Annotated in this window: 15 protein-coding genes; 14 read left to right on the forward strand and 1 reads right to left on the reverse strand. The window is 68.8% G+C overall.

Annotated features, from left to right (window positions below):
- Positions 1-18 precede the first annotated feature (18 nt).
- Positions 19-1,776: a gamma-glutamyltransferase gene (ggt, locus tag GQR91_RS17605; RefSeq protein WP_174236575.1), complete on the forward strand. Its 1,758-nt coding sequence runs from the start codon at positions 19-21 to the stop codon at positions 1,774-1,776.
- Positions 1,777-1,837: 61 nt separating this feature from the next.
- Positions 1,838-3,628, forward strand: a complete 1,791-nt coding sequence (locus GQR91_RS17610) for an AMP-dependent synthetase/ligase (RefSeq protein ID WP_149680963.1) — start codon at positions 1,838-1,840, stop codon at positions 3,626-3,628.
- A gap of 167 nt (positions 3,629-3,795) precedes the next feature.
- Here the strand turns inward: GQR91_RS17610 and GQR91_RS17615 are convergent, their stop codons facing one another.
- Positions 3,796-6,711 (reverse strand): M16 family metallopeptidase, encoded by a 2,916-nt coding sequence (locus GQR91_RS17615; protein ID WP_149680964.1) that lies wholly within the window; start codon positions 6,709-6,711, stop codon positions 3,796-3,798.
- A gap of 139 nt (positions 6,712-6,850) precedes the next feature.
- Between GQR91_RS17615 and GQR91_RS17620 the strand changes: the two genes are divergently transcribed.
- The 12 genes from GQR91_RS17620 to GQR91_RS17675 form a co-directional block, all read left to right on the forward strand.
- Positions 6,851-7,726, forward strand: coding sequence for an aspartyl/asparaginyl beta-hydroxylase domain-containing protein (locus tag GQR91_RS17620; RefSeq protein WP_235903839.1), 876 nt, complete (start codon positions 6,851-6,853; stop codon positions 7,724-7,726).
- Between the two features lie 118 nt (positions 7,727-7,844).
- Positions 7,845-8,417: a NifU family protein gene (locus tag GQR91_RS17625; RefSeq protein WP_112381210.1), complete on the forward strand. Its 573-nt coding sequence runs from the start codon at positions 7,845-7,847 to the stop codon at positions 8,415-8,417.
- Entirely contained in the window at positions 8,417-9,007 is a 591-nt protein-coding gene (locus GQR91_RS17630; RefSeq protein WP_174236576.1) for a malonic semialdehyde reductase, read from the forward strand. Before GQR91_RS17625 ends, GQR91_RS17630 begins: the two co-directional genes overlap by 1 nt.
- Positions 9,008-9,011: 4 nt before the next feature.
- Complete coding sequence (gene tsaB / locus GQR91_RS17635; RefSeq protein WP_149680966.1) at positions 9,012-9,650, forward strand: tRNA (adenosine(37)-N6)-threonylcarbamoyltransferase complex dimerization subunit type 1 TsaB; 639 nt, start codon at positions 9,012-9,014, stop codon at positions 9,648-9,650.
- Positions 9,650-10,120, forward strand: coding sequence for a GNAT family N-acetyltransferase (locus tag GQR91_RS17640; protein ID WP_149680967.1), 471 nt, complete (start codon positions 9,650-9,652; stop codon positions 10,118-10,120). The genes tsaB and GQR91_RS17640 overlap by 1 nt, the downstream gene beginning before the upstream one ends.
- Before the next feature lie 119 nt (positions 10,121-10,239).
- Positions 10,240-10,674, forward strand: coding sequence for a Fur family transcriptional regulator (locus GQR91_RS17645; RefSeq protein WP_112381213.1), 435 nt, complete (start codon positions 10,240-10,242; stop codon positions 10,672-10,674).
- A complete protein-coding gene (locus GQR91_RS17650; RefSeq protein WP_149680968.1) occupies positions 10,671-11,423 on the forward strand; it encodes a lysophospholipid acyltransferase family protein in 753 nt (250 codons plus the stop codon). The genes GQR91_RS17645 and GQR91_RS17650 overlap by 4 nt, the downstream gene beginning before the upstream one ends.
- Positions 11,424-11,641: 218 nt before the next feature.
- Positions 11,642-12,964: a tRNA (N6-isopentenyl adenosine(37)-C2)-methylthiotransferase MiaB gene (gene miaB / locus GQR91_RS17655; RefSeq protein WP_149680969.1), complete on the forward strand. Its 1,323-nt coding sequence runs from the start codon at positions 11,642-11,644 to the stop codon at positions 12,962-12,964.
- Positions 12,965-13,050: 86 nt separating this feature from the next.
- Positions 13,051-14,049, forward strand: a complete 999-nt coding sequence (locus GQR91_RS17660; RefSeq protein ID WP_112381216.1) for a PhoH family protein — start codon at positions 13,051-13,053, stop codon at positions 14,047-14,049.
- Complete coding sequence (gene ybeY / locus GQR91_RS17665; protein WP_112381217.1) at positions 14,046-14,555, forward strand: rRNA maturation RNase YbeY; 510 nt, start codon at positions 14,046-14,048, stop codon at positions 14,553-14,555. Before GQR91_RS17660 ends, ybeY begins: the two co-directional genes overlap by 4 nt.
- A gap of 11 nt (positions 14,556-14,566) precedes the next feature.
- Positions 14,567-15,472, forward strand: a complete 906-nt coding sequence (locus GQR91_RS17670) for a hemolysin family protein (protein ID WP_149680970.1) — start codon at positions 14,567-14,569, stop codon at positions 15,470-15,472.
- 143 nt (positions 15,473-15,615) lie between these two features.
- A partial coding sequence (locus GQR91_RS17675) for a catalase (RefSeq protein ID WP_164727765.1) occupies positions 15,616-16,003 on the forward strand: 388 nt, incomplete at its 3' end.

Below are 16,003 nucleotides of genomic sequence, written 5' to 3' on the forward strand. Positions count from 1 at the left end.
CCGGTAGGTTCGCGCGCGATGAAGACCCTGCTGCTCGCCGCCGCCGCGCTCGCCCTGCCCGCCACCGCATCCGCCCGCACCACCACCAGACCCGTTAAAAAGAGCCCCGTTACCCAGGGGATGGTCAGCGCCGCCGACCCCCGCGCCGCGCAGGCCGGGGTCGACATGCTGCGCATGGGCGGCACCGCCACCGACGCCGCGATCGCCACCATGCTGGTGCTGAACGTGGTGGAGCCGCAGAATTCCGGCATCGGCGGCGGCAGCTTCTGGGTGTCCCACGCCGCCCGCACGGCCCGGCTTTCCACCATCGACGCGCGCGAGGCCGCCCCCGCCGCCGCCGACCCGCGCTGGTTCTACGCTCCCGACGGCACGCCGCTCTCGCACCGCGACGCCGTCCCCGGCGGCCGCAGCGTCGGCGTCCCCGGCGCGCTGCGCGGCATGGCGGTCGCGCATCGCCGGTCGGGCAAGCTGGCGTGGAAGACGCTGTTCGGCCCCGCCATCCGCCTCGCGCGGGAGGGGTTCACGGTCAGCGAGCGGCTGCGCGGCGGCCTGATCCGCTTCGGCACCCATGTCGATGCCGCGACCCGCGCGCGCTTCTCCGGCGCCGATGGCCAGCCGCTCCCCGTCGGCGCCACCGTCCGCGTCCCCGATCAGGCCGCGTTGTTCGAGCGTCTCGCCGCGCAAGGCGCCGACAGCTTCTATGTCGGCCCGCAGGCGCAGAAGATCGTCACCACCGTCAACACCGCCGCGCGCAACCCGTCGAGGATGACCACCGGCGACCTCGCCACCTATGATGCCAGGCCCCGCCCGCCCATCTGCGGCAGCTACCGCGCCTATCGCATCTGCGGCATGGGGCCGCCATCGGCGGGCGGCGTCGCGGTGCTGATGATCCTGAAGCAGCTCGAACGCTTCGACATGGCCGCGCTCGGCCCCGCCAGCGCCACCGCCTGGCACCTGTTCGCCGAATCCTCGCGCCTCGCCTATGCGGACCGCGACATGTACCTCGCCGATCCCGACTACGTGCAGGTGCCGGTCAAGGGCCTGCTCAGCCCCGGTTACCTCGCCACCCGCTCCGCCCTCATCGCGCCCGACCGCACCATGGCAAGCGTCTCGCCGGGCACGCCGCCGGGCGCCCCGCCCCGCGTCCGTGCGCCCGTCAGCGAGGTACCCGGCACCTCCGACCTTGCCGCCGTCGACGCCGCCGGCAACGCGGTACAGGTGACCACCACGATCGAGGGCTATTTCGGCTCCGGCCTGTCGGTCGACGGCATCTCCCTCAACAACGAGCTGACCGATTTCGACATCGTGCCCGTCGAGGACGGCCGCCTCGTCGCCAACCGGGTGGAGGGCGGCAAGCGCCCGCGCAGTTCGATGTCGCCCACCATCGTCTACGATCCCGCCGGCCGGGTCCGCCTCGCGGTCGGCGCGGCGGGCGGCTCGACCATCATCGCGCAGGTCGCCAAGGCGATCATCGGCGTCATCGACTGGAAACTCAGCGCACAGGATGCGATCGGCCTCGGCCTCGTCTACGCCCCCGGCCAGGTCGCCACTGTGGAGAAGGGCACCACCCTCGAACCCCTCGTCCCCCGGCTTCGGGCGCTGGGCGAGCAGGTCCGCGTCGCCCCCCTCGGCCTGAAGGCCAACGCCATCGAGCGGGTGAACGGCCGCTGGGTCGGCGCCGCCGATCCGCGCAGCGAGGGCGTGGCGATCGATGTCGCCGGCAACGTCACCCGCATCCGCCGTCAGGGCTCGATCTTCGACCGCCCGGCGGAATAAGCAACGAAAACAGAACCCCGTGCGTCGCACCGACGATGATGCGGGCGATCAGGAGAGGCCGATGCGAACGCTGGAACATTTTCCCAACCTCGTCACCATGTTCTTCACCCGCGCCGCGGGGAAGGGCGACGCGCCCTTTCTGTCGCGCAAGCAGAACGGCGCCTGGGTCTCGATCAGCTGGGCGGACGCCGCGCGTGCCGTCGCCAGCCTTGCCAACGCGCTGACCGATATCGGCCTGCAACGTGGCGACCGGGTGATGCTGGTCAGCGAGAATCGGCCGGAATGGTGCATCGCCGACCTCGCGATCATGGCCGCCGGCTGCGTGACGGTGCCGACCTACACCACCAATACCGAGCGCGACCACGCGCACATCATCGAGAATTCGGGCGCCCGCGCGGTCATCGTCTCGACGCAGAAGCTCGCCAACACGCTGATGCCCGCCGTCCTGCGCTCGACCCATCTCGAAAAGGTGATCGGGATCGAGCCGCTGCGCCTGGGGCAAAGCCAGATCGAATGCTTCCAATATGACGCGCTGATCGACAAGCATGCCGCGGACCCCGCCACGGTGGCCGCACGCGCCGATTTCGTGCGCGGCGATCTGGCATGCATCATCTACACCTCGGGCACCGGCGGCGCGCCCCGCGGCGTGATGCAGCATCACGGCGCGATCCTTCACAACGTCAATGGCTGCGTGCGCATCATCGCCGAGGATTTCTCCTGGGACGATGAGGAGGTGTTCCTGTCCTTCCTGCCCCCCAGCCACGCCTATGAGCATACCGGCGGCCAGTTCCTGCCCATCGGCCTGGGCGGCCACATCTATTATGCCGAAGGCCTCGACAAGCTCGCCGCCAATATCGAGGAGGTGCGCCCGACGATCATGGTCGTCGTGCCCCGCCTGTTCGAGGTGCTGCGCACCCGCATCACCAAGGGCATCGAGAAGAAGGGCGGCCTTGCCGCGCGCCTGCTCGGCCACGCGCTCGATCTCGGTGCGAAATCCTATGACGGCCGCCTGCGCCTCGTCGACCGCCCCCGCCAACTGGCGGTGGGCACGCTGTTCAAGCCCAAGATCTCCAAACGCTTTGGCGGCCGGTTGAAGGCGATGGTATCGGGCGGCGCGCCGCTCAACCCGGAAATCGGCATCTTCTTCCACTCGATCGGGCTCACCGTGCTGCAAGGCTATGGCCAGACCGAAGCGGCGCCCGTCATCGCCTGCAACCGCCCGTCCGCGGGCCTGCGCATGGACACGGTCGGCCCGCCGCTCGCCGATACCGAGGTGCGGATCGCCGACGATGGCGAGATACTGGTGCGCGGCGAACTCGTCATGCACGGCTATTGGCATAACGAGGCGGAAACCGACCGCGTGCTGCAGGATGGCTGGCTGCACACCGGCGACATCGGCGAGTTCGACGCGGCCGGTCGCATCAAGATCACCGACCGCAAGAAGGACATCATCATCAACGACAAGGGCGAGAATGTCGCGCCCCAGAAGGTGGAGGGGATGCTGACCCTCCAGCCCGAGATCCTTCAGGCGATGATCGCGGGCGACCGCCGCCCCTATATGGTCGCGCTCATCGTTCCCGATCCCGAATGGACGCAGGAATGGTGTGCGAAGCGCGGCACCGCCTGCCGGGCGGACGCGCTATGGGACGATCTCGACTATCGCGCCGCGCTCACCGCCGCGGTCGACCGGGTAAACCGCGACCTGTCCGTCACCGAGCGCATCCGCCGCTTCATCCTGGCCGACGAACCCTTCGCGATCGAAAACCAGCAGATGACCCCCTCGCTCAAGATCCGCCGCCACATCATCCGCCAGATCTACGGCGAGAAACTGGACGCGCTCTACAAGGGGTGACCACTAACCCCCTCTCCCCTCCGGGGAGAGGGAGGGGCCCGCCGCGAAGCGGTGGGAGGGTGAGGGGCTGCCAAGCGGCGCTGCGCCTGTGGCTTCCCCTCACCCTTCCCCCTGCCTGAAGGCAGCGGGCCCCTTCCCTCTCCCCGCAGGGGAGAGGGAGCCCAGCCTCACTTCTTCGGCACCACCTTCAACGTCCAGTCCCGCTCCGGCCGCAGATATTTCACCGCAACCGCCTGCAACTGCGCCGGATCGATCGATACGAAATCCTGCGCCAGCTGCTGCGTCGCCTCCACCCGCTTGGGATCGAACGAGGCGCCGCCCAGCTGCTGCAACCAGAACTGGTTGCCGGAGGATGCGCGCAGGATGAACTGCCCCATCGGCCGCTTGATGCGCTGCAACTCGTCCGCCCCGATCGGGTTCGCCACCAGGTCGGCGGCGATCTCGCGCGCCAGGGTGAAGAAGAAGTCCACCTTGTCCGGCGCCACCTGCCCGATCGCGATCATCCGCCCGCCGCCCGACAGGCCGATGGGCCACTGGCTCGCCACCTGCGGCGTATAGCTCGCCCCCGCCTCGGAGCGCAGCCGGTCGAACAGCCGGTCGGAGAACACCTGCGCCAGCACGTCGAGCCGCGTCCGGTCGCGCCAGTCAGCACTCCCGCCCCCGGTCGGCCACGCGATCACCGCCGCCGCCTGGTCCGCCGCTCCGTCATGCGTCCTGACGACGGGCGCCGCGACATGCGCCGGAAACCGGATCGCCGGCGCCGCCCCGGTCGCCGCCGGACGCGGCTTCAGCGCGCCGAACGTCCGGCCTACCGCCGCGATCGCCTCGTCCGCCTTCACATCGCCGAACACCGACACCTCGATCGGGCCGGAGGCGAGCAGCGGCGCCCACAGCGCCTTGAACGCGGCGGGCGTCGTTCCCGCCACCACCTCGGGCGTGGGCGTTCCCCAGCGCGGATCGCCGTCGTGCAGCAACCGCTCCAGATCGCGGCTGATCACCCCGTCGGGCGAGGCGCTGAACCCGGCATAGGCCGCGCGCACCACGGCCTTGGCGCGGGTCAGGGGTGCCGGGTCCCAGGCGGGTGCCGCCAGCTTGGCCGCCATCAGTTGCAGATTGTCGGCATAATCGCTCGGCGAGGTGATCGCCCCCAGTGCGAACGCATCATTCTCGATGCCGAAGTCCAGCCCCAGCCGGCGCCCGGCGCTCAACTGGTCCAGGTCGCCCTGGTCCAGCTTGCCGATGCCGCCCGCCATCAACGCCAGGTCCGCCGCCCAGATCGGGCTCTCGCGGTTCGCGGGCAGCGCGTTATAACCCTGCCCGAACCGGGCACGCAGATAAACGCGCCCCGTTTCCGACGCGTTGGGGAACAGCAGCAGGCGCACGCCATTGGCGAACACCACCTGTTCCATGTCCAGCGCCGGGATCGCCTGGCGCGAGACGACCTTGCCCGGCGTTCCCAGCCTGGGCAGTTGCGCAAAGGTGACGTTGGCCTGTTGCCGCCGCTTGCCCGCCAGCGCGGACACGTCCGCCTTCAACGCCGCCGCCAGCTTCGTCGCGACACCCGGGTCGGGGCTGCGCGTGTTGACCAGCGCCCGCGTGGCATCCCCCTGGAAGATCTTGCGGGTGGAGGCGAGCAGCGTCTCCGGCGTGAACATCTTCTTGGCAATCGCGTCCTTCAGGATCGCATAGGACGTCTCCGGCCCCGTCACCGTTTCGCGGATGTCGAGCGCCTCGACCATGTCATCGGCCTGCCGCGCGCCGGCCTCCACCCGCGCTGTCTCCACCTGGGTGCGCATGATGGTGTCGAAATCGGTCAGTTCGCGGTCGACCTCGGCCTGCCCCGGCGCGGTCGCCATCGCATCGGCGATCACCGCGCGCACGTCCTTCAGCGCCGCCTCCCAGTCGTCGCCCACCGGCACGATGTTCACCGCGGTCAGGTTCGCCGATCGCGACACGTCGTCCAGGCTGACCCCCGCCTGCAGGAAGCTGCCCCCGGCCCGCGCGCGCGTCTCCAGCCGCCGGCTAATCAGCCGCGTCGCCAGCATGTCGACCAGCCGCTTCTGGTTGAAGATGATCGTGTCGTCCTGATACCGCCATGGCCGCATCACGCCCATCACCACCACCGGCGGCAGGCCGGGCTCCGCGATCGATGCCGATGGCGGCTGATCCGCCTGTGGCGTGCCGAAATCGGGGTCCACCGGCTTCTCGCCCACCCCCTTCCAGTCGGCGAAATTCTTGGCGATCAGCCGCGCGAACACCGCCGGGTCCATGTCGCCGGAGATGATGACCACCGCCCGCTCGGGCCGATACCAGCGGTCGTGGAACGCGCGCACGCTGGCCGCGGTCGCCGCCTGCAACGTCTCCACCTGCCCAATCGGCGAGCGCTGGCTGAGCGGTTGCCCGGCAAAGAAGGTTTCGCGCAGCTTGTCGGACCAGCGTACCTGCGGCCCCGGCTGTTCGCGCCGCTCGGCCAGCACCACCGGGCGTTCCGCGGCCAGCGCCGCGTCGGTCAGCGCAGGCTTTTCCATCATGCCCGACAGGATCTTCAGGCTTTCGTCCAGCCCCGCCTCGGTCGCGCCCGGCAGGTCCAGCTTGTAGACGGTCTGGGTGGGCGTGGTCGACGCATTCGAATCCGATCCGAACGTCGCGCCGAACCGCTGCCAGATGCGCTTGGCCTCGCCATCGGGCACATATTCCGATCCGCGAAAGCTCAGATGCTCGATGAAGTGCGCGAAACCGCGTTCCGAATCCCGCTCGTTCAACGACCCGGCATCGATCCGCACCCGAACCGCCACCTGCCCCGGCGGCACTCCGTTCTTGCGCACCGCATAGCGCAGGCCGTTGGGCAGCGTGCCGAAGGCCCAGGCCTTGTCCTGCGGCAGGTCCGACCCCTTGTAGAGCCAGGGGGTCTGGTCGACGCCGGGGATCGGCGGCACCGCGGCGGGTGCCGGTTGCTGCACCGGCGCGACGGGGGCGGCCTGCGGGGCCGGTGCCTGCTGCCCGGACACCGGCGCCAGGCCGGCCAGTCCCAGCCCGAGGAAGAGAAGGACGGGAGCGCGATATGCGCGCGAAGGAAACGCCATAGGCACCACCCTGTACCCGCTCGCGGCCCCCTCCGCCAGCCACGCCCGCCGCATCCTTGCCCGATCCCGCCATCATTTCGACCCATAGCGCGACTAGAGCGCCGATACTGGCCGGCCACGGCACGGCAACAACAGACAAGTGGTTGATCCGATGGGCGTTGAGGTAAAAGTTGGACAGGACCGTCTTTTATGGCGGAACGCGGACGACGCACCCCGTGGCCGCGCCGTCACCCCCGATCTCGGCTCGATCTCGGGCGCGCCGCAACCCGGTGCCCCGATGCAGGCCGAACGCGGCCGCCCCTTCATCATCCGCTTCGGCAAGCAGATCCGCGGCGTGTTCGACCGGCTGATCGGCTCGTCCTCGCTCGTCTCGAACGACCCCGTCCTCGACACCCGCGACTTCGCCTGGACCGCCGCCCTGCGCGACAACTGGCAGGCGATCCGTGACGAGGCGGTCTCCGTCGCGCTCCAGGGGCAGGCCAGCCCCAGCCTCGCCACCATCTCGCCCGACCACCGCTCGATCGCGGAGGTGAACAAGTGGCGCTCCTTCTTCCTGTGGGGCTACAGCTATCCGATTGCGGACAATCTTGCGCGTTGCCCGCGTACCGCCCAGGTCGTCGCCTCCATCCCCGGCCTCAACTCCGCCTTCTTCTCGATCCTCGCGCCCGGCACCCACATCCCCGATCACCGCGGCGTCACCAAGGGGCTGATCACCTGTCATCTCGGCCTGATCGTGCCGCGCGACGGCGATGTGCGGATGCGCGTCCACGACCGCATCGTCCGCTGGGCGGAGGGCGAGACGCTGGTCTTCGACGATACCTACCAGCATGAGGTCTGGAACGAGACGAACGGCACCCGCGTCGTCCTCCTCATCCAGTTCGAACGCCCCCTGCGCCAGCCGGGCAAATGGTTCGCCGACCTGTTCATGGGCTTCGTCCGCCGCTCCGCCTTCGTCCAGGAAGCGCGCACCAACATCGACACCTGGAACGCCGCCGTGAAACAGATGGACGTGTGACCTTTCACCCTCTCCCCCACGGGGAGAGGGCATATTGCCTCCCCGACTTAACCCCCGGAAACGATCCCTTTCCCCCAACCCGCTTGATCCCCGCCCCGCGCCGCGCCACATGCTCCCCATGCTGATCGAAACCGAAGCCACGCCGAACCCCGCGACGCTGAAGTTCCTGCCCGGCCGGGCGGTGATGGACGCCGGCACCCGCGATTTCGCCACTCCCGAAGAGGCCACCGCCAGCCCGCTGGCCGAGGCGATCTTCGACCTGGGCGACGTCACCGGCGTCTTTTTCGGCCGCGACTTCGTCTCGGTGACGATCGCGCCCGGCATCAACTGGGCGGACGTGAAGCCCGACGTTCTCGGCATCCTGCTCGACCATTTCTCCGCCAACATGCCGCTCTTCCGCCAGGGCAGCGCCGACTTCGCCGTGCCCGTCGAGGAAGAAAGCTTTGCCGACGATCCCGCCGATGCCGACATCGTCGCCCAGATCCGCGAGTTGATCGAAACCCGCGTCCGCCCGGCGGTGGCAAATGACGGTGGCGACATCGTCTATCGCGGCTTCGACAAGGGCAAGGTGTACCTGCGGATGCAGGGCGCCTGCGCCGGCTGCCCGTCCTCGTCCGCCACGCTCAAGAACGGCATCGAGCAGTTGCTGCGCCACTATGTTCCCGAAGTCACCGAAGTGAGGGCCGTCTGATGCAGCCGCTCGACGACGCCGCGCTCGACCGGCTGTTCCGCGAAGCCCGCACCTTCAATCATTATCTCGATACGCCCGTCGAAACCTCGGCGCTGCACGCGATCTGGGACCTGATGAAGTTCGGCCCCACCTCCGCCAACCAGCTTCCCGCCCGCCTCGTCTGGTGCACCAGCCAGGAGGCCAAGGACCGGCTCGCCGCCTGCGCCAGCGACTCGAACGCGGCCAAGATCCGCAAGGCTCCCGTCGCGGTCGTCATCGGCATGGACGTGAACTTCCACGAACACCTGCCCGATCTTTATCCGCATGTGAACGCAAAAAGCTGGTTCGACGGCAATGCCGAACTGCGCGAGGCGTCCGCCTTCCGCAACAGCTCGCTTCAGGCCGGCTATTTCATCCTGGCCGCCCGCGCGCTGGGGCTGGATACCGGTCCGATGTCGGGCTTCGACGCCGGACAGGTCGATCTCGCCTTCTTCGCGGATCAGCCCGGCGTGCGTACCAACCTGATCTCGACGCTCGGTTACGGCGATCGCTCGACGCTCCACCCCCGCAACCCGCGGCCGGACTTCGACCGCTTCAACCGCATCGCCTGATCCCTTGCGCACGCTCGTCATCGAGACCGCCACCGCCGCCTGCTCGGTCGCGCTGATCGAGGACGGGCGGGTGATCGACCATGCGCATGACGTGGTCGGCCGCGGTCATGCCGAAAAGCTGGTGCCGATGATCGCCGCGCTGGATGGCGGCGGCCGGGCGGATCGCATCCTGGTGGATTGCGGCCCGGGCAGCTTTACCGGCATCCGCGTCGGGCTCGCCGCCGCGCGCGGCCTCGCCTTTGGCTGGCAGGTGCCGGTCGCGGGCTTTCAGTCGCTCGCGCTCGTTGCCGCCGCCGCCCTGGCCGCGCACGATCTGGCGGAGGTGTGCGTCGTGCTGGAGGGCGGGCATGGCGAGGTGTTCGTGCAACCCTTCGCCGCCGATCTCACGCCGCTCGCCCCCGCCGCCTCGCGCAAGTCCGATGCCGCGCTCGCCGACCTCGGCGGCCGCACCGCGGTCGGCAACGGCGTCCACCGGCTGACCGCGCTCGCCCCCGACCTGCCCGTGATCGAGGCGCTGCCCGACGCCGCGGAGGCGCATCGCCTGCCTCCCGCCCAGGCCGATCTGCCGCCGCGGCCGATCTATGGCCGGGCGCCCGATGCGAAGCCCCCCACGCCCAGGACCGCGCTCGGGGTCGCTGCGTGATGGCGACGCGCAGCCTCACGCTGCGCACCGGCGATGCGCGCGACGTGGGCGTGATGGATGCGCTGATGGCCGCCGCGTTCGAGGCCCGCTGGGGCGAGGCATGGACCCGGTCGCAGGCGATGGGCGTGCTGGCGATGCCCGGCATCCACCTGGTCTTCGCGCTGGTCGACGACATTCCCGCCGGCTTCGCCCTCACCCGCGCCGTGCTGGACGAGGCCGAGCTGCTGCTGCTGGCCGTCACGCCGGCGCATCGCCGCGCCGGCGTCGGCACCGCGCTGATGCAGGGTGTGCTGACCGACTGCGCCGCGCGCGGCGTGACCCACCTCCACCTCGAAGTGCGCGAGAACAATCCCGCCATCGCCTTTTACCAGCGTCACGGCTTCACGCGTCAGGGCATTCGCCGCGGCTATTACCGGGGCCATGACGGCGTGGCTTATGATGCGCATACCTACGCGCGGGTGGTGGGATAGCTTCGGAAGCCCCCCGGGAGGGTAGAGGGCAGAAAGTCCCACTTATTGCGAATCGCTATCCTCTTTTCGCAAAAACGCTTTGGGCCTATATGATGGTGCGTCCCAAGGAGTAGTGAAGCATGGCCCGCAAAATCGATCTGGAAGCGCTCTGCGCGCAAAAGGGGCTGCGCATCACCGAGCAGCGGCGCGTCATCGCGCGCGTGCTGTCCGAGGCCGAGGATCACCCCGATGTCGAAAAGGTCTATGAGCGTGCCGCCGCGATCGACCCCGGCATCTCGATCGCCACCGTCTATCGCACCGTGCGCCTGTTCGAAGAGGCCGGCATCCTCGACCGCCACGATTTCGGCGACGGTCGCGCCCGCTACGAGCCTTCGCCCGAGGCGCATCACGACCATCTGATCGATGTCGAGACCGGCCGCGTCATCGAATTCGTCGATCCCGAACTCGAACAGCTGCAAAAGGCGATCGCCGAGAAGCTCGGCTTCCGCCTCGTCGATCACCGCATGGAACTCTACGGCGTCAGCCTCGATCGCCAGCCGAAGCCGGATCGTTGAAGCAGGGCCGGCTGGCGATCCGGGTCGCCGGCCTTTCCGCCAGTCTTGCCGGCGCGCTGGCCCTTCACGGCGCCTGGCGCAGCGGGCGGCGCGCCTCGCCCTGGCCGCGGCGGTTTCTGGCCCGCGTCGCGCGCATCGCCGGCGCGCGGGCCCGCATCGTCGGCCAGCCGCTGACCCGCGACGTGATGTTCGTCGCCAATCATCAGAGCTGGCTCGACATTCCCCTGCTCGCCGGCGCCACCGGCACCAGCTTCGTCGCGAAGGCCGAACTCGCCCGCACGCCGCTGGTCGGCTGGCTGTGCGGCCTCAACCGGACCCTGTTCATCGAGCGCGCCGACCGTCTCGGCATTGCGGACCAGGTGCAGGCGATCCGCGACGCCCTCGCCCGCGGCCAGCCGCTGGCCATCTTTCCCGAAGGCACCACCGGCGACGGCCGGGCATTGCTCCCCTTCAAGCCCGCCCTCTTCGCCGCCCTCGACCCCGCCCCGCCCGGCATCCGCGTCCAGCCCGTGCGCATCGACTATGGCCCGGCCATGGCCGATCTCGCCTGGCCCGATGGCGAACATGGCCAGACGAACGCCGCCCGCGTCCTTCGCCGCCCCGGCCGCTTCACGGCAACCCTCACCTTCTGCCCCCCCTTCGACCCCGCCGACCACCCCGGCCGCAAAGCCATCGCCGCCGCGGCCCGCCGCCGGATCGCGGATGCCGCCCCAAGGGATTGCGACACCCCCCAGCCCCGTTCGTGCTGAGCGAAGTCGAAGCACAGCCACCGCCGCCTGATAACGACGCTGTCCTACAACCCCCGATTCTGCTACATCGCAGCCATGGGACAGTCCCTCCCCGCTTGCGCCTTCATCCAACCGCACGATTGCAAAAAAGGTAAGTGGACACGGACGGGGGGACGTAGTGTCCACTTCCGCGCGCCGCCCCTCCCGCCGGCCGCGCGACTCTGCTATGGGCCCCGCCCATGAAGTCCAATCCGAAGACCTTCCACGTCAAATCGTTCGGCTGCCAGATGAACGTCTATGACGGCGAGCGCATGGCCGAACTGATGGCCGCCCAGGGCCTGACCGCGACCGATGATGCGAACGCGGCCGACCTCGTCGTGCTCAACACCTGCCACATCCGCGAACGCGCGACCGAAAAGGTCTATTCGGACATCGGCCGCTTGCGCAAACACGCGCGCCAGCAGGGTCACGACCCGATGATCGCCGTCGCCGGCTGCGTCGCGCAGGCCGAAGGCGACGAGATCGTCCGCCGCGCGAATGTGGACGTCGTCGTCGGCCCGCAGGCGTACCACAACCTCCCCGAACTCGTCGCAAAGGCCGCAAAGGGCGAGGCCGCGCTCGATACCGACATGCCGCTCGCCAGCAAGTTCGGCAAGCTGCCCGGCCGCCGCAAGGTCGGCCCGTCGGCCTTCCTGACCGTGCAGGAGGGGTGCGACAAGTTCTGCACCTATTGCGTCGTGCCCTATACCCGCGGTGCGGAGATCAGCCGCCCCTTCGCCGCGATCGTGGACGAGGCAAAGGCGCTGGTGGGTGCGGGCGCGCGCGAGATCACGCTGCTCGGCCAGAACGTCAACGCGTGGAACGATGCCGAGGATCACGGCCTGCACGGCCTGATCCGCACCCTCGACCGGATCGAGGGGCTGCACCGCATCCGCTACACCACCAGCCACCCCAACGACATGACGCAAGGGCTGATCGATGCGCATGGCGATGTGGAAAGCCTGATGCCCTTCCTGCATCTGCCGGTGCAGGCGGGCAACGACCGCGTGCTGAAGGCGATGAACCGCGCGCACAGCCGCGACTCCTATCTGCGCCTGATCGACCGGATCCGCGCGGTGCGGCCGGACATCGCGCTGTCCGGCGACTTCATCGTCGGCTTTCCCGGCGAAACGGAGGCCGAGTTCGCCGACACGCTCAGCCTCGTCGACGCGCTCGGCTATGCGCAGGCGTTCAGCTTCAAATATTCGCCACGCCCCGGCACGCCTGCCGCCGACATGGCCGATCAGGTCGAGGCGGAGGTGATGGACGACCGTCTCCAGCGGCTTCAGGCCGCACTCAACCGGGACCAGCACGCCTTCAACCTCGCCAGCGTCGGGCGCACCTGCGACGTGCTGATCGAACGCCGCGGCAAGCTGCCCGGCCAGATGCTCGGCAAATCGCCCTGGTTGCAGTCGGTTCACCTGATCGGCGACCACGCGATCGGCGACGTGGTGACGGTGCAGTTGAGCGCCGCCGGCCCCAATTCGCTGACCGGCACGCAGACGCTGCGCGCGGCGGCCTGACTGCGCATCGTGGGCAACCGATTTTCCCACTGGCGCTCCGCCCGTTCGCGCACCATCTTCACGGCAATCCGCGAAGAAAGGATCGCATGAGCCGTAAGCCCCTTCCCGCCCGTGCCGGTGAACGCAGCCGGGTGGAACTGGTGTTCGAAAAGCCGCAGATGCTTGCCCATCTGTTCGGCCAATATGATCGCAATCTGGTCGCGCTGGAAAACCGGCTGGGGGTCTACATCACCGCGCGCGGCAACCGTGTCGGGCTGGAGGGCACCGCCGAACAGGTGGCGATGGCCCGCGATGTGCTGAACGATCTCTACGCCCGCATCGGTCGCGGCGAGGAGGTCGATACCGGTCTGGTCGACGCCTCGATCGCGATGGCGGCGGAACCGACGCTGGACGGCATCGTCTCGGCGGAGCGGTCCTCGCCCCCGCCGATCATGATCCGGACCCGCAAGAAGACGATCGTGCCCCGCACCCCCGCCCAGGCGCATTACATGAAGGAGCTCGTGTCCAACGACATGATCTTCGCGCTCGGGCCGGCGGGCACGGGCAAGACCTATCTGGCGGTGGCGCAGGCGGTGGCACAGCTCATCACCGGCTCGGTCCAGCGCCTGATCCTGTCGCGCCCGGCGGTGGAGGCGGGCGAGCGGCTCGGCTTCCTGCCCGGCGACATGAAGGAGAAGGTCGATCCCTATCTCCGCCCGCTCTACGATGCGCTCTACGACTGCCTGCCCGCCGAGCAGGTGGAACGCCGCATCGCCAGTGGCGAGATCGAGATCGCGCCGATCGCCTTCATGCGCGGCCGCACGCTCGGCGACGCCTTCGTCATTCTCGACGAGGCGCAGAACACCACGCCGGCGCAGATGAAGATGTTCCTGACCCGCTTCGGCCAGAACAGCCGGATGGTGATCTGCGGCGATCCCAACCAGGTCGATCTGCCAGGCGGCGTCGCCGCCTCGGGCCTTGCCGATGCCGTTCGCCGGCTGGAGGGGCTGGAGAGCATCGCGATGAGCCGCTTCACCGCCGCCGACGTGGTCCGCCACCCGATCGTCGGTCGCATCGTCGAGGCGTATGAAGGCCCCGACGCATGATCCAGATCGAACTCTCCCGTGAGGAGCCGTGGGCGCATGCGGACTGGGACGGCCTCGCCACCCGCGCCGCGCGCGCCGCGATCGAACGGACACCGCACGGCCCCCTGCTCACCACGCCGGCGCTGGTCGAGATCAGCGTCCGCCTGACCTCCGACGACGAGGTTCACCACCTCAACAAGCAGTATCGGGGCAAGGACAAGCCGACCAACGTCCTGTCCTTCCCGATGGTGCAGCCCGACCTGATCGAAACCGTCAGCCAGAATTCGGATGATGGCGAGCTGCTGCTCGGCGATATCGTCCTGGCGCACGGCGTCTGCGTCGCGGAGGCGGCCGAGCGCGGCATCGCGGTGGAAACCCATGCCACCCATTTGATGGTGCACGGCGTGCTTCATCTGCTAGGCTACGACCATATGGACGACGACGAGGCAGAGGCGATGGAGGCGATCGAGCGCGACGCGCTGGCCTCGCTCGGCATCGACGACCCTTACAGCGTTCGCGAGGACTAGAAGACCTTCCCATGTCAGAGGGCCAAAGTAGCACCGTCGGCGGTGACTCCCAGGAAAACGGGATATGGAGCGGCCTGCGCTCGCTGATCTTCGGCGAGCAGCAGGAGGAGTCGCTGCGCGAGCAGCTTGAGGAGGCGATCGACCGGCACGAGGGCGATCCCGGCCCCGATGCCAAGGGCGACCTGACCCCGCTGGAGCGGCAGATGGTCCGCAACCTCCTGCATTTCGGCGAGCGCGACGCCGGCGACGTCGGCGTGCCGCGCGCCGACATCATCGCGGTGGAGGAACGCACCACCTTCGACCATCTCGTGCAGATCTTTGCGGAGGCCGGGCACAGCCGCCTGCCCGTCTACCGCGAAAGCTTGGATGAGGTGATCGGCATGGTCCACATCAAGGACGTGTTCAACATCCTGGCGACCGGGGCGGAGCATCCCGCGACCATCGCCGGGCTGATCCGCGATCCGCTCTATGTGCCCATGTCCCGCGGCGCGCTCGATCTGCTCGCCGACATGCGCCAGAAGCGCGTCCATCTCGCGGTCGTGCTCGATGAATATTCCGGCACCGAGGGGCTCGTCACGATCGAGGACCTGATCGAGGAGATCGTCGGCGAGATCGAGGACGAGCATGACGATGCGCCCCAGGCGCTGCTCGTGCCGCTCGACGGCGGCGCCTGGGATGCCGACGCCCGCGTCGGTCTGGCGGAGGTCGCCCGCACGGTCGACCCGGCGCTGGAGGAAGCGGAGGAGGATGTCGACACGCTCGGCGGCCTCACCGCGGTGATCGCGGGGCAGGTGCCCGACATCGGTACCCTGGTCGCACACCCCACCGGCTGGACGATCGAGGTGTTGGAAGCGGACGAACGCCGCATCCACCGCCTGCGCCTCCACCCGCCGATACCGGCTCCGGAAGACGAGTGAACCGACCCGCGACGAGGCCGCCGATGCCGCCCGTCGCAAAATTCAGGCAATCGATCACAGACGGTCGATCAATGCGTTTTGCCGTTTGAACCGAAGCTGTCACTACCCGTTCCAGAATTCGAACGGAACTTGGGAGAGACTCCATGGCAGACGACAAGAAGCGCCCGACGCTCACCACTTCCGCCGGCGCGCCGGTGGGCGACAATCAGAACGCGATCACCATCGGCCCGCGCGGCCCCCTGCTGCTCCAGGACTATCAGCTCATCGAGAAGCTGGCGCACCAGAATCGGGAGCGCATCCCGGAACGGGTCGTCCACGCAAAGGGCTGGGGTGCGTTCGGCACGCTGACCGTCACCTCGGATGCGGTCACCAAATACACCAACGCCGCGCTGTTCAACGAGGTCGGCAAGAAGACCGACCTGCTCCTGCGCTTCTCCACCGTCGCGGGCGAACAGGGCGCGGCCGATGCCGAGCGCGACGTGCGCGGCTTCTCGTTCAAATTCTATACCGAGGAGGGCAACTGGGATCTGG

The organism is Sphingomonas carotinifaciens, from assembly GCF_009789535.1.
GTDB classification, from domain to species: Bacteria; Pseudomonadota; Alphaproteobacteria; order Sphingomonadales; family Sphingomonadaceae; genus Sphingomonas; species Sphingomonas carotinifaciens.